Source organism: Pseudoalteromonas sp. P1-16-1b (genome assembly GCF_001401785.1).
Taxonomy (GTDB): Bacteria; Pseudomonadota; Gammaproteobacteria; order Enterobacterales; family Alteromonadaceae; genus Pseudoalteromonas; species Pseudoalteromonas undina.
The window spans coordinates 1-13,950 of the sequence record NZ_LKGQ01000007.1 but is presented as its reverse complement, the minus strand read 5'-3'; the positions used below and the strand labels follow the sequence as shown (position 1 = coordinate 13,950).

At 39.8% G+C, this 13,950-nt stretch carries 11 protein-coding genes and 2 tRNA genes; 8 read left to right on the top strand and 5 right to left on the bottom strand.

Annotation, left to right across the window (positions count from 1 at the left end; translation table 11 throughout):
• Positions 1–18: 18 nt before the first annotated feature.
• Positions 19–2,256: a winged helix-turn-helix domain-containing protein gene (locus tag AN392_RS07145; protein ID WP_055012303.1), complete on the bottom strand. Its 2,238-nt coding sequence runs from the start codon at positions 2,254–2,256 to the stop codon at positions 19–21.
• 138 nt (positions 2,257–2,394) lie between these two features.
• Here AN392_RS07145 and AN392_RS07140 point away from each other — a divergent pair, with 138 nt between their 5' ends.
• On the top strand, positions 2,395–3,168 hold the full coding sequence (locus tag AN392_RS07140) for an amidohydrolase (protein WP_055012302.1): 774 nt from the start codon (positions 2,395–2,397) through the stop codon (positions 3,166–3,168).
• A gap of 58 nt (positions 3,169–3,226) precedes the next feature.
• Positions 3,227–4,651, top strand: a complete 1,425-nt coding sequence (locus tag AN392_RS07135) for a mannose-1-phosphate guanylyltransferase/mannose-6-phosphate isomerase (protein WP_055012301.1) — start codon at positions 3,227–3,229, stop codon at positions 4,649–4,651.
• Positions 4,652–4,717: 66 nt separating this feature from the next.
• On the opposite strand, the gene AN392_RS07130 is transcribed toward AN392_RS07135, so the two are convergent.
• The 3 genes from AN392_RS07130 to AN392_RS07120 form a co-directional block, all read right to left on the bottom strand.
• A complete protein-coding gene (locus AN392_RS07130; RefSeq protein ID WP_055012300.1) occupies positions 4,718–6,874 on the bottom strand; it encodes a response regulator in 2,157 nt (718 codons plus the stop codon).
• Positions 6,875–6,954: 80 nt separating this feature from the next.
• Positions 6,955–7,611, bottom strand: coding sequence for a response regulator transcription factor (locus AN392_RS07125; protein WP_008108518.1), 657 nt, complete (start codon positions 7,609–7,611; stop codon positions 6,955–6,957).
• A 211-nt stretch (positions 7,612–7,822) separates the two neighbouring features.
• Positions 7,823–8,194 (bottom strand): histidine triad nucleotide-binding protein, encoded by a 372-nt coding sequence (locus AN392_RS07120; protein WP_010392287.1) that lies wholly within the window; start codon positions 8,192–8,194, stop codon positions 7,823–7,825.
• A 92-nt stretch (positions 8,195–8,286) separates the two neighbouring features.
• Here AN392_RS07120 and AN392_RS07115 point away from each other — a divergent pair, with 92 nt between their 5' ends.
• Positions 8,287–8,889, top strand: a complete 603-nt coding sequence (locus AN392_RS07115) for a DUF2057 domain-containing protein (protein WP_055012299.1) — start codon at positions 8,287–8,289, stop codon at positions 8,887–8,889.
• 50 nt (positions 8,890–8,939) lie between these two features.
• Here AN392_RS07115 and AN392_RS07110 read toward each other — a convergent pair whose 3' ends face one another.
• Positions 8,940–10,781, bottom strand: a complete 1,842-nt coding sequence (locus AN392_RS07110) for a M1 family metallopeptidase (protein WP_055012298.1) — start codon at positions 10,779–10,781, stop codon at positions 8,940–8,942.
• Positions 10,782–10,925: 144 nt separating this feature from the next.
• Between AN392_RS07110 and murB the strand changes: the two genes are divergently transcribed.
• The 5 genes from murB to AN392_RS07085 all read left to right on the top strand — a co-directional run bounded on the left by murB (position 10,926) and on the right by AN392_RS07085 (position 13,948).
• Positions 10,926–11,936, top strand: coding sequence for a UDP-N-acetylmuramate dehydrogenase (murB, locus tag AN392_RS07105; protein ID WP_055012297.1), 1,011 nt, complete (start codon positions 10,926–10,928; stop codon positions 11,934–11,936).
• Entirely contained in the window at positions 11,933–12,925 is a 993-nt protein-coding gene (gene birA, locus AN392_RS07100) for a bifunctional biotin--[acetyl-CoA-carboxylase] ligase/biotin operon repressor BirA (protein WP_054202671.1), read from the top strand. The genes murB and birA overlap by 4 nt, the downstream gene beginning before the upstream one ends.
• On the top strand, positions 12,922–13,620 hold the full coding sequence (locus AN392_RS07095) for a type III pantothenate kinase (protein ID WP_010392297.1): 699 nt from the start codon (positions 12,922–12,924) through the stop codon (positions 13,618–13,620). The genes birA and AN392_RS07095 overlap by 4 nt, the downstream gene beginning before the upstream one ends.
• A 126-nt stretch (positions 13,621–13,746) precedes the next feature.
• Positions 13,747–13,822 (top strand) — tRNA-Thr (locus tag AN392_RS07090).
• A gap of 41 nt (positions 13,823–13,863) precedes the next feature.
• Positions 13,864–13,948 (top strand) — tRNA-Tyr (locus AN392_RS07085).
• Positions 13,949–13,950 lie beyond the last annotated feature (2 nt).

The window sequence follows — 13,950 nt, the reverse complement described above, 5'->3', positions numbered from 1 at the left end:
AATGCTAAGCACTTTAAATTAGAGACTAAAAAAAGACACAGGCCGTTCGGTTGCATGCGTATTTTTTGTGACGTCAGTATAAAGCTCAATGTAGTTTTTATTTCGTGCTCTTAAAACTGAGAGATGAAGAGTGTTATCTTGAATGTTACTACCAAGTATAAAGCTCATTCCTTTATTCGAGAGGCTAAATACAGTTTCAACCTTTGTAAGCTTATCGAGAGGTGCTCTGTAAATATCAGTTTCGGTAGTAAAGTATAAAAATCCGCTATCGTAGTTGAGTTGCTGTAATGATTGTTTTATTTTTTGTAGCTCTTTCGATAGAGATAGCTTTTTAAATTGGTGGCTTACCACGTCATATTGGATGAGTTGCTGGGTTTTATTGTTTGCAATGAGTTCAGTGCTATTGATCCAGTCAAATGAAAATGGCGTTAAGATATCAACTTTATCCCATGTAGATTGTTGACGGTCGTAAATATTCAATGTGCTATTCATCTGCTTGTCTGTGCTTAATAGGGCGATGTATTGGCCGTTAATTTTTGCAGTTATTACACTTCCTCTAGCTGGCCATTGCTCGATGACTGAAAAGTCATTTGTGTTTAAAAGTGTTAGTAATAATTTTTCTTTATTGTATGTCAGTAATGCACTCTGGCTTAAATCAGCATCCATTACCTTATTATTTTTACCAATAATAGAGGTAATGTCTTTGTATTGACTATTATGTTTTAGCCAATGGCTAACCCCATGAAAGTTTTTTACTTGAAAGTAAGTTTTTTGCTTTTCTAATTTGAAGCCATTCGCTTCATTTTTAGCTGAATTAGCAATTTCTGCTTGAGTATTTTTATCTAAATCCAAAATTAATAAATCATGATCATGCAGATCTGTACTACTTAAAATACTATTTTTGCTTAGTGAAAAAGCGTAGTTAGATCTTGCTATGGGGGCATGTATAGCTGGCAACATCTGCATTTCATCTAAAGAATATGATTCTATCGAGCTTTTATGGCGGTTATACCATAGTAGTTCATTATTTTTTCTATCATAAGTTATAACCCATGTTCTATATGGCTGATCGAAGAGCTTCATAGGAGAGCTACCATCTAAGTTAGACATATATATTTCAGAGTGGGTAATTTGATGGCGCTCATATATAATTCGGTTTGGATTTGGTATGACGGCTAATAATAAATCTCCGGTACCATTAATATTGGGGTTGGTAATTCGAATTTCTTCTTTAGTATCTAAATCTAATGAATACAAGGCTGTTAAATGAGCAATATTACGATAATTATTACGTGAAAATATGGCTGTGTTGTCTATTTCAGTGTAATCATATATATATTTTAAATTTGAATCTAAAAGTGGGTTATCTAGATGTTGAAGTTTGGGCTGCGCACTCAATAAATCGCTTGCTTGAATTATCTCACATTCTGCCTTGGTAGAGTTTTTACATTGGGTATAAAATAGTCTTTCACTGTCATGAGACCAGCCATTAACCACAAGGTAGCCTGAGTCGATCAATAGCTCTTTTCCCGTTTCTAAATTAATTATGTAAAGTGTGGTTTTAGTATTCTTGTCCATACTATCAACTAAAAAAGCAAGCTTATCTTTATGTGGGGACAGTTTGAGATTGTAATGCGTACCTTTGTGCCAAGATATTGTTTGTGCAGAGAGCTTTAGCTCTTTAGGCGTTGGCGCTGAATGTGTTTGCTGTTTTTTTTGTTTTTGATCGGTGGATGTCATTGTAACAGCCACGAATGCTCCAAGTAATAAAATAAAACTAAGTAAAGGTAGAATGAGCTTTCGCGAGCGCTCAATTGTGAAATAGGTATTATTAGAGGTAGTAGTGCTTTTTTGAACCGAGACTACGTTTTGAATAGTTTCAACAGATTCTGTAGAAGCTATTATTGGAGACGCTTCTGGCATTGTTATCGGAATGAATAAGCTGTAGCCAGTACGGTAATGGGTTTTAATGCTTTGGCCTGGCTGTTTTGCTGATTTGAGAGCTTTTCTTAACTCTGAAATAGCTCGATTTATCGCATTATCATCTACATAGCTTTGTAGCCAAATCTTTTCAGCGAGTTCTTGACGAGGAATTATCCGCCCATTATGCTCAATAAAATAGCATAATAATTTGAATAATAAAGGCTCTAACTCTCTGCTATTATCGCCGTCGCTAATAGTTTGAAGATCAATGTTAAGTTGCCACTCACCAATTACGACAATATTTCCTTTAGTGAGAAAACGAGCTAACCTCATGCCTAATCCTTTAATTATTTACACTTTTATCACCATGGAATGATAACAGATGTTGTTTGTTATTAGGGTATTTTTGTTTACTGTATGTAAACTATAATTAGTTGTTATCAATATATGCAATAAAGGTCTTCTATCACCATGTTAAATTTAACGTTAGTATTACTACAAAGTTCGCTACACTGGCTTGATAAAGATGCTAACTTAGCTATGTTTGAAAAACAGCTTGCTAATATCACCAATCAACCTGATTTAATTGTATTGCCCGAAACCTTTGCCACTGGATTTGCGGTTAACCTTGATTGTGGCGAACCTGAAAATGGCTCAGTGCTTAGTTGGCTTAAAACACAAGCTAAAAAACATAATGCAGTGATTGCTGGCTCAGTATTGGTAATCCAAGGAGACAAAAAGGCCAACCGGTTTTATTGGGTACAACCAAGTGGTGAGGTACGTTATTACGATAAGCGCCACTTATTTTGTTTGGGTAACGAGGGCGAATTTGTAGTAGCAGGACAAACCCGTGAAGTGTTTGAACTCAAAGGGTTTAAAATTTTACCACAAGTTTGCTACGATTTACGTTTTCCGGTGTTTCAGCGCAATAACAATGACTACGACGTGATGATAAATATTGCCAACTGGCCAGCTGCAAGGCGTAGTGTGTGGGATACCTTATTAATGGCGCGAGCAATGGAAAACCTATGCTACGTGATTGGCGTAAATCGGGTTGGCGAAGATGGTAATGGTATTGACCACAGCGGTGGAACCGCAGTGTATGACTTTAAAGGTGAGCCACTGATTAAAGCGCATGACGACCAGCAAGCACTATTAACAATCACGTTAAATAAAGCGCCGCTCAATGAGTTTAGAGCTAAATTCCCGGCACATTTAGATGCAGATGCTTTTACATTGGTATAAATTAGCGCCTAGCCAATAAAGTGCTAAAATAGCCGCTGATATTTTTATTGGCGGCTTTATGAATACAACCCTTATTACACCGGTAGTTTTAGCAGGCGGCATTGGCACACGGCTTTGGCCGCTATCGCGCCAAGCAATGCCAAAGCAGTTTTTATCTTTGCTGGATGATAATAACCAGCAGTCATTATTACAAAGTACGTTATTACGGGTTGCAACTGAGGACTTTAATCCCGCTATTTTGGTCTGTAATGAGCAGCATCGATTTATTGCCGCGGAGCAGGCTGCATTTGCAAAACCCCATGCCATAGTACTTGAGCCAGAAGGTAAAAATACCGCACCAGCTATTGCCCTTGCCGCGCACTATGCCTTAAAAAATAATATCACGGGCCCATTGTTGGTGATGCCTGCCGATCATCATATTGCAGATTTTACCGGATTAACGGCTCAGTTATCTGATGCGATTAAACTTGCTGAGCAAGGTAAATTAGTTACATTTTCAATTACGCCAACAGAGCCACACACAGGTTATGGGTATATAAAACAGGGCGCAGCAATCGAAGGTACCTGTTGCTTTGAAGTTGACCAGTTCAAGGAAAAGCCTGATTTAGCAACTGCATTAACCTATTTAGCTGAGGGCGGTTATAGTTGGAATAGTGGTATGTTTTTATTTACTCCTGCGGCATATCTAAAAGAACTGGAACGCTTTGCCCCCAAAATAGCTAAAAGTGTTGCTAATGCTACTGATTTTAAAAAAGACTTAGCGTTTACCAGAGCAAATGCCCATGCACTTGAAGCTTGCCCAAGTGACTCAATTGACTACGCTATTTTAGAGCGCAGCAATAATGTAGTGGTAATGCCAGTGGCGTTAAAGTGGAGCGATGTCGGCAGTTTTTCAGCACTGGCTGCGCTGAGTAAAAAGGATTCGCAGGGCAATAGTCAAAATCAGCAACATATTGCACAAAACAGTATTAATAACCTAGTTATTAGTGAAGATGGACACACAATTGCTACTTTAGGTGTGAGCGATTTAGCGATTGTTCATACTCATGATGCTACCTTGGTTGCAAAGCAAGATTCGCTTGAAGGCTTGCCTTTAATACTTAAGCAATTGGCAATTACGCAAAATGACAAACTGGCGCATCATCAGGTGGTTTACCGCCCTTGGGGAAATTATCGTACGCTAGTAGAAAGTATCGGCTTTAAGGTTAAAAAAATCACCGTAAAAAGTGGGGCTAGGCTCTCAACCCAGCGTCACCAGCACCGTGCCGAGCATTGGGTGGTTGTCTCAGGTACTGCAGATATATGTATTGACCAGCAAAGCTTAACGCTGACCCATGACCAATCTTGTTATATTGGTGCAAAACAACTGCACAGCTTAGCGAATAATCAGTCCGAACCCTTAGTTGTTATTGAAGTTCAAACGGGTGCCATTTTAGATGAAAGCGATATAGAGCGATTTGACGATATATACGGTAGAAAATAACAGTATAAATAGTAAATATGCTTGATCATTTGTTACTGTCGTGAAACTTGGTAGCTGGTGGCCGTATTACCCTAGCCCTTGGCGTACATACTTTAAATACGCCTCTAAACTGTGTTGCCACAGTGTGCTGGCTTCATTTAACGAGTTATTTAATGGTTTTTTATCTAGCAGGCGTCGCTCAATTTTTTTAAGAGCCAGTCCATAGCTATTAAAGCCAAGTTGCATTGCGGTGCTGGCTTGGCGATGTAATAACTTAATGCATTGCTCGGGGTCTTGCTCTAATAAAGCTTGGCAACGGCTCAGTTTGTTACGCGCAGATAGGATAAACTCATTATAAATAGAAGATACTTCATCAATACTAAAAGAGCTTGTTAGGGTTTCTGTGGCAGTTTCATCGTATAACGTATCAACCAGCTCGACGGCAATGCTAGTGGTTTGTGTTGACTGTGAATCACTCAAAGCTTGACGTAGTTTTTCTTGCTTTAATGGCTTGCCAACAATGTCTTTAATACCCAGTGCTAAGTATTCTTTTATTTCATCAGGGCTCAAACTGGCGGTAAAGGCCAGCACCGGAGTTCGCTGATTTTTATGCTCCACTCGTTTGAGTGTTTTTAGCACTTGCTGCCCTGTTAAGTCGGGTAAGTTCATATCAAGTAACACCACATCAAAGTGATATTTTTTCATCAACTCAATCGCACTTTTGCCATCTTTAGCGAGCTTAATTTTATGCTCGTCGTCAGCCATAAATTCAACAGCTATTTTTTGGTTTAAATCTAAATCTTCAACAAGTAACACATCAAGTCCGGTTAAATAATCCTTACTTTGATGGCGCTGCTCTACAAGGCTAAGTTCACCTATGGCTAGTGTCATGTTAAAGCTAAATACGCTACCCACTCCCAGCTCACTGGTGATTTCTAGTTGGCTATTTATTTTATCGAGAAGGCGACTAGTTATAGCCAGACCAAGCCCCGTTCCGCCTTTTTCCTTACCGGCGCTGCTTTGAATGTAGGGCTCAGTTAAGTAATCAATTTCATCTTTTTCAATACCCGGGCCCGAATCGAGTACACTTACTTTAAGAGTATGATCGAGCTGAGTTTCATTAATTAAATCAATCTGTACTTTTACTGTGCCGGTGTCGGTAAATTTAATCGCATTACCAACAAGATTAATAATGATTTGTCTGAGCTTTTGTTGGTCGCAGTAATAACAGGCTTTATCAGGGATGTTACAGGCAAGCTCAAATTTAAGCTGTTTTTGTTCGGCCAGAGGACTTAACAGCAGGCATAAGTTTTGTAGCCAAGTTTTGAACTCTATGTCTTCTTCGTACAAGGCTTCGTCATGCTGATCTAAGCTTGCGTATTCCAGCACTTTATCTACTAGTAAGTTGAGTGACTCAGCTGAGTTGATAATGGCTTCGCAATAAGCTTTATTGCGGCTGTCGCTAGTTTGGTTTAACACCAGTTGTGCGCTGCCTAAAATGCCGTTTAATGGGGTGCGTATTTCATGGCTTATAGTTGATAAAAAGAGCCCGCGAATCTCTAAGTCTTTGTGTGCTTTTTCGGTAAGTTTATTAAGCCTTAATTCTCTGCGTTCATTACACAATAGCGCCATACCGGCTGCATAAAACATAGGGGCAATCACACTGTTCAAAAATAATAGTGAGTCAAACCATGGGTTTAATATTGCATCTTGTTGTGCAACGCGATCCATAAAAATAGTTCGAGTGATAAAGCTGGCTGCAACCAAAGTTAAAATAATAATGTAAACAATACTGGCATTAGGATAAGGTTTTCGCGCATATTTAAAAAAAACAAATAGTAAAAAAGCGGCTTCTACAATATGTTGAAAGTCAGAAATATAAACCCGTGAGCGCATAGATGGCTGAAAAAAAGTGAAGTAAACAAGCAATAAAGCGCTGGCAGCGGTAAATAGGCAAACAAATTTAAAACCACGACCACGATAATTTAAAAACTGACTCAGCGATAAGCAGTGCACAATGGATGCTAAAAACATCATGCTATTAGCAAAGGTAATGGCAAGCTTTTCAGGGATTTTACCTATGAGCGCAAAGCCCACAATGGCGGCTAATAGTAGTAAAGGGTAGGAAATATAAAGTAACGTGCCGGGAACATGCTTGTTGGTACGCCAAGTTAAAAAATTTAGTAACGTCATCACTGTCATAACAGCGATACTGGCAAAATAAAGCGTAAATGAGTCGAGCATTAAGACCCCAACAGCGATTTTTAAAGAAGATATAAAAACAGGCACCTAAAGTGCCTGTATTGAATTTATTAAAATAAGCCTTAACGAATCTCGTCAGGAATATTTTGTTGTGCCCAAGAGAGTAGTTCAATACGGTTACGACATTTAGTTTTTCTAAATGCACTGTATAAATGAGTCTTAACCGTGTGCGGGCTAATGCTTAACTCTTCAGCAATTTCTTTATTTTTAGAACCATTACTCATTAACGAGATAATTGCTTTTTCACGTTTAGTGAGTTTGATTGGCTCAATATCACCATCGGTTAGCTTGTGTAGTGCGTCTTTATTAAATTGCAGCATGCGGTTAAGCGCATTACACATAATATCACGACGATACCAAAGCTGATCTTCAAGTAGTAAACGAATCCCTTTCATGAGTACATCAGCATTATCGGTGGTGTAAAATACACCGCGAATACCACTGAGTAATGCACGGTTAGCGAGCTCTGGGTTTTCATCTAAATTAAACAACACAATATCGCATTTGATACGCAAATTAACGAGTTGTTCTTTTAGCTTAGTCCACGCGTCTTTACTTGATGTTTCAATGAACAATAAGCGAGTACCTACCGGAACATCTAAAATATTTGTACCCGTAGTTACGTCAAGGCCCTGTGTTTTTAACAAAGGCTCTAAAACGTTAATACCAATAGTGTTAATTGGTTCTTCGTCTAACAACAAAAAGGCTGAACTGCTCATGTTTTTTTACTCTTTTATAAAGCTGGCTAATTAATCTTACCACGATCCCTGCACACCTTTTGTATTAGGGAATAACAATTTCACTGGAGAAAAGGTGCGATTTCCAATTATTTAAACATAAAATGTTGCAAATAAGTAATTGTTTTTTTGGTATATAAGAAAAACGCCGTATTTTTAATGTATTTTTTAAGATACAGGATTTAATGGGTGACTAAAGGGCAACTTTTTTAGTGTTTTGATACGGAGGCCAGCCCATTTCTTTTCCCGCCAGCATATGCAAATGAATATGGTAAACGGTTTGTCCACCGTGTTCATTGCAGTTCATCACCACGCGGTAGCCGTCATCGCTAAAATTAAGTTGTTTGGCAAGCTTAGCCGCTACCACATATAGATGACCAACAAGATGTGAGTTTTCCTCAGTGACATCATTAATCGTGGCAATGGCTTGTTTAGGAATAATCAACGCATGAAAGGGTGCTTGAGGGTTAATATCTTTAAATGCAAGTGCTAGGTCGTCTTCGTAAATAATGTCAGCAGGAATTTCACGATTAATAATTTTAGTAAAAATAGTCTCTTGACTCATAATGATGACTCTAATTTGTTCGATTAATATGTATGTCACTAATGACAAATTTTGCCAGCAGTGTCAAACTGAAATCAACTAAAGGAGTAATTATGCGTAAATCAATATTATTAGGCAGTTTAGCGGCGCTCTTGGTGAGTGCATCTAGTTTGGCAGAAAACATTCACTTTCCCGAGGAGTTTGTTCCTTTACAAGTGGGTGAACGAGTCATTGAAAGTTCGATTTTTAGTCGTGTTGATGATGTTGAATTAGCACCGGGTACTTATCAGTTAAAGCTTAAATACACAGATTTATATGATTTAGGTTATGACGATCACGAAGTGATTGAGTCAGAGCCTTTTTGGGTCAATGTAACTGTTGAAGCAGGTAAAGATTACACCTTAGTATTTAATCGTGCTGAAAATGCGGTGGCAGCGAAAGTATTTGCTGAGGCACCGCAAGTAAGCTTAAAAGCAAAAGGCAGTACCTTAGCTGAGCCATTAAATGTGATAGCTGAACGACAACTACAAAGTTCACAGTTTAATCAGCAGGCCTCAGAAACCCCTGCCGGCCCACAAAAACCAAGCCGCCCAATTAAACCGATTGCGCCAATTAATGGTAAGGGCATGCCAAGCGCTGCCAATATGCTCGACTTTTGGTGGCAACAAGCAACGCTCGCTGAAAGGCAGGCTTTTTTAGATAAAGTAACAAAATAATTAAGCATTAAAAAAGGGCCAAGTTGGCCCTTTTTAATTTATTGATAACGCTATTTAAATAATGCGTCAATGGTACCTTGTGCCAGTGGGTGATAACCCGGACGTGCTTTTAAGTATACGCTTTGTGCCCAATCTTTTTTACCATTGGTAATAAGCGCTTTATAAAGCGGCACGATAAGCTTACGACGACCAATACCCGATAAATGCTTATCAAGCGCAGGGTAAATTGGTTGGTAACCATTACCTACTGCTAGCATGTACCATGCAAACGCACGTTCTGCGTTGGTTGATTGGGTTAAGTTAAACTCGCCGTCTAATTCAGTCATTTTTTCAATGCTTAAATCGCGCGGTAAGTTGTTTAAAAAGTGTAGCCACTCATGCACAGTCCAATTTGCAGTGGGTAATTGTGCGGCAGTTGTATCCCCTTTTAACCAGCTCGCTGTTGCAGTATCGACTTTATCGAACGCGTCAGAGGTTGGGTTAGGTGCATCACTTGGTAAACCTGGCTGAAAAATCCACTCGTTTACTTTATCCATGGTCACTACGCCTGGATACTTTTCAATTAAGTTAGCTTTGATGTAAGTAACAAATTGCGCAGTGGTTAGCGATTTAAATGCAAACTCATTAAAGTAGGTCTTAACAAAATCATCAAACTTATCACGGCCATATTTTTCTTCTAGGTAAATTAAAAATAGCTGACCTTTTGTGTAAGGCACTGAGCTAAACGCATCATCCGGATCGCGGCCATTTAGTTTTAAATTAAGGCGTGTATCTGGGGCATCAATGGTTTTAAGTTGCGCACGTAGGCCAGCTGCATCAAGTGCTTGTTCCATAACAGCACGGTCACGCCCAAATACCTCTTCCATAATGCGGTTTTCAACGTAAGAGGTAAAACCTTCGTTTAACCATAAATCTTCCCATGTAGCGTTCGTCACTAAGTTGCCAGACCAAGAATGTGCAAGTTCATGCGCAATCAGATTAACTAAGCTTTTATCGCCGGCAACAACCGTAGGCGTAATAAATGATAAGCGTGGGTTTTCCATACCACCAAACGGAAAGCTAGGTGGTAGCATAAGTAAATCATAACGACCCCATGCATAGTCGCCGTACATGGCATTGGTTTTGTCGATCATCGCTTGGGTGTCATTAAATTCAGCAACCGAGGCGTCTAAAATAGTTGGCTCTGCAAAAATACCAGTTTGCTTAGACATGGCCTTAAATTCTAAGTTACCTGCACCAATTGCAATTAAGTAAGGTGAAATTGCTTGTGGCATAGTGAAGTGGTAATCACCATCTTTATAAAGAGCATCTTTATTATCAGCACTCATTACTGCACGAATATCCTCAGGGGTATGAATGCGCGCATTATAAGTTACGCGCATTGCAGGGGTGTCTTGCACTGGGATCCAACTACGTGCATGAATCGCTTGTGATTGGCTATACATAAACGGGTGAGTTTTACTGGCAGTTTGCTCTGGCGTTAGCCACTGTAAGCCAGACGCTTCTGGGCGGCTGTTATAGTAAATACGAACTTTTTGTGCTTGATTTTTAAAGGTAATAGTTAATTTTGAGCCTTTAACATCATCGCGGTTAGCAAGGTTAAAACTAGCTTTATGCCAATTGCCATTTGCCGTTTGATACATCACTTTATCAATATCAAGATCACGGGTATCAAGTACTAGCTTTTTACTGTTGGCATTTTGCCACTGTAGCGTATGCTCAACAAAACCTTCCAATTGCTTATCAGCAAAGTCGATGTCTAAATCAAGGTTTAAATGCGTGGTGATAACATCATCAAGGTTGGCGTAGGAATTTTGATCAATAGCGCTGGCCATTGCTTGCGAGCACATACCTGCCATAGCGAGGCTTAAAAAAAGAGGTTTGATTTTCATAATTACCTTGAGTACAAATAAAAAAAGTGCAGGTTTTATATCATGATTGCTGCAGTGGGTTGAACAATTTTTACAAGCTGATGCGCAATTTGCGACGATGAGTTAAACTAGAGCGATTAATTACTGCTACCTTTAGAGGGCTTTGTGCCGCACTCATTACAACCCCTACATACATTTGCATTAAGTAGCCAATGCCAAAATTTTGTCGAGATTACCGACTCAGCGCAGCTTAAAAGTCAGTGCTTTAAAGTCCCTTTTTGTTTGTTGGGTGAGGGCAGTAATACTATTTTTTTAAATGACTATGCAGGCACGGTCATTAAAATGGCAACCCAAGGCATTACTATAACTGAGCGCTCGCATGACTTTTTAGTTAGTGTAGCTGCCGGTGAAAATTGGCATCAATTAGTGACTTACTTGCTGGAGCAAGGTATCGCGGGGTTTGAAAACTTAGCCCTCATCCCTGGTACAGTCGGCGCTGCACCAGTACAAAATATTGGTGCCTATGGCGTAGAAATAGCTCAGTTTATTGAAGCTGTTGACTATTTTGATATTGATAGCGGTAGCTTTAAATCTTTAACTAATCAGCAATGTCACTTTGCTTATCGTGAATCGGTATTTAAACACGCGCTAAAAAATAAAGCAGTGATCACCCAAGTGCACTTTAAGTTGTCCAGAATATGGCAGCCAGTACTCAGTTATGGGCCGCTACAACAACTAAAAAACCCGACGCCACAACAAGTATGCGCACAAGTGATACAAACGCGTAACAGCAAACTTCCAAATCCCTATAAGCTGGCTAATGCGGGCAGTTTTTTTAAGAACCCTATTATCACCAATAGTGAATTAGCGCAGTTAATTACGGCGTATCCTGAGGTACCTCATTACCCGCATGGTGCCGGTCACCATAAAGTGGCTGCAGGGTGGTTAATAGAGCAAGCGGGATTAAAGGGATATAAAATTGCAGGTATAGAAGTGCATCAACAACAAGCTTTGGTGCTCGTTAACCATGGTCACAGTACAGGGGATGATTTGATCAGCATGATCACCCATATTCAAAACACTGTTTTAGCGCGCTATAACATAAGCTTAGAACACGAAGTGCGGTTAATTGATCAACACAACGAATGCCATATCTCTTTGGAGCAATCAGTATGAAAGCACCTGATGGAAACAAGCTGGCTATTTTAAATGCACTGAATGAAGGTGGGTTTGTCTCTGGGCAAGCACTAGGTGATGAATTAGGAATAAGTCGCGCGGCGGTAAGTAAGCATATTCAAAGCTTACAGGCTATGGGCTTAGATGTATTTAAAGTTACGGGTAAAGGCTATTGCTTAAATAACCAAGTAGGTTTACTTAATCAGCAAAGTATACAGCAGCACTATACTGAGTTAGGCGCTAATATCGCGAATATTGAAGTGCAACCACTAATTGATTCAACCAACAGCGAGTTAATGCGCCGTATTCAAGCTAAAGCAGCGCTCGAATCGGGCACCGTGATTGTAGCCGAAATGCAGCAAGCAGGGCGGGGGCGTCGAGGCCGAGTATGGCAATCACCCTTTGGTGCAAACTTATACTACAGTTATTTTTGGCGCTTAGACGATGGCTTACAAGCCGCGATGGGCGTATCAATTGCTGTTGGTTTAGCGGTGTATGATGCGATAAAAGCACTTTATGGTATTGAAGTAGAGCTTAAATGGCCAAACGACATTTATATAAACAAACAAAAACTCGCAGGTGTCTTGGTAGAATTAGATGGGCAGCCACAAGGGCCATGTAAGTTGGTAATAGGGATTGGTATTAATTTAAATATGCCACAAAGTGCCAGTCAGTACATTGACCAAGCGTGGACCGATTTAAGTCAGCACACCCAGCAGCTAGATAAAAATCAACTAGTAGCTTCATTAACTTATTGTTTAGAGCAACGCTTAGCGCAATATCGTGAGAATGGCTTACAAACTATGTATCAACAATGGAATGCATTAAATGCATTTGCTGGTCAGCAGGTAGAGCTTAATACCGGGCATCGTAGCTGGTGTGGCATTTGTGAAGGTATAGATGCGCACGGTGGTGTACGTATTCGCCAAGACGGTGAAGTGAAAAGTTATTATGGCGGTGAGATTTCATTAAGAAAGGCGCAAGCATGAGATTACTCATTGATGTAGGTAATACCTCGCTCAAAGCTGTATTGTGGCAAGATGGGCAAATACAGCCATGCGATACTAATAATATTCCATGGCTGCAAATTACGGTTGTTGTTTACGCTTGTGTGGGTCGTAGTGAATTACTCAAGCAGCTATTAGAAAAAGCCCAAGCACAAAATATCGATTGCTTTGAGGCTACGGTTAGTCATGAGCTCGGTACGTTGCATTGCGCGTATCAACAAGTGGGTAATTTGGGTATAGATAGATGGTTGGCGCTCATTAGTGGTTATACGCTTTACCCTAATACGGCCGCAATTGTTGTTGATGCTGGCACGGCGACGACTATAGACGTCCTTAATAATGATGGACAGCACTTAGGTGGTTGGATATTACCAGGGCTTGATTTAATGACTGCCTCACTCACTCAAAATACTCAGCGCGTATTTGATGATGAAAACACGCCATTTGCTAATGAGCTTGGCAAAAACACTCCTAACGGATTAAAAAATGGTGCTTTAGTGGCAACTATTGGCGCAATTGAACAAGCAAAGCTGCATTTAAATACAAAAAATAGCCTTTTAATTTTTGCTGGTGGTTATGGTCAGCTATTACAAGGGTATTTTTCAGACAGTATTTTCGACCCAATGCTAGTGATGAAAGGCTTAAATTACTGGTATGAGTTAGCTAAAAAGAGTTAAAAACAACAAAAAAACCGCTTTTTGCGCGAATAGTGAGCGTTTGAAGCATAAAATCACATTTTTTTTAATTTTTTGGTTGCATCCCAATAAACCTTACTCTAGAATCTCGCCCCGTACTAAAGCAGTGCCGACTTAGCTCAGCTGGTAGAGCAACTGACTTGTAATCAGTAGGTCAACCGTTCGACTCGGTTAGTCGGCACCACTTTCCTTTTACCGGAAGTGCTTAGTATAAAGAATTATCGTGGAGGGGTTCCCGAGCGGCCAAAGGGATCAGACTGTAAATCTGACGGCTCAGCCTTCGCTGGTTCGAATCCAGCTCCCTCCACCACT

Excerpts from the sequence above, each read along its gene's own strand:
- AN392_RS07145 (WP_055012303.1), bottom strand. The coding sequence starts at position 2,256 with ATGAGGTTAGCTCGTTTTCTCACTAAAGGAAATATTGTCGTAATTGGT.
- AN392_RS07140 (WP_055012302.1), top strand. The coding sequence starts at position 2,395 with ATGTTAAATTTAACGTTAGTATTACTACAAAGTTCGCTACACTGGCTT.
- AN392_RS07135 (WP_055012301.1), top strand. The coding sequence starts at position 3,227 with ATGAATACAACCCTTATTACACCGGTAGTTTTAGCAGGCGGCATTGGC.
- AN392_RS07130 (WP_055012300.1), bottom strand. The coding sequence starts at position 6,874 with ATGCTCGACTCATTTACGCTTTATTTTGCCAGTATCGCTGTTATGACA.
- AN392_RS07125 (WP_008108518.1), bottom strand. The coding sequence starts at position 7,611 with ATGAGCAGTTCAGCCTTTTTGTTGTTAGACGAAGAACCAATTAACACT.
- AN392_RS07120 (WP_010392287.1), bottom strand. The coding sequence starts at position 8,194 with ATGAGTCAAGAGACTATTTTTACTAAAATTATTAATCGTGAAATTCCT.
- AN392_RS07115 (WP_055012299.1), top strand. The coding sequence starts at position 8,287 with ATGCGTAAATCAATATTATTAGGCAGTTTAGCGGCGCTCTTGGTGAGT.
- AN392_RS07110 (WP_055012298.1), bottom strand. The coding sequence starts at position 10,781 with ATGAAAATCAAACCTCTTTTTTTAAGCCTCGCTATGGCAGGTATGTGC.
- birA (WP_054202671.1), top strand. The coding sequence starts at position 11,933 with ATGAAAGCACCTGATGGAAACAAGCTGGCTATTTTAAATGCACTGAAT.
- AN392_RS07095 (WP_010392297.1), top strand. The coding sequence starts at position 12,922 with ATGAGATTACTCATTGATGTAGGTAATACCTCGCTCAAAGCTGTATTG.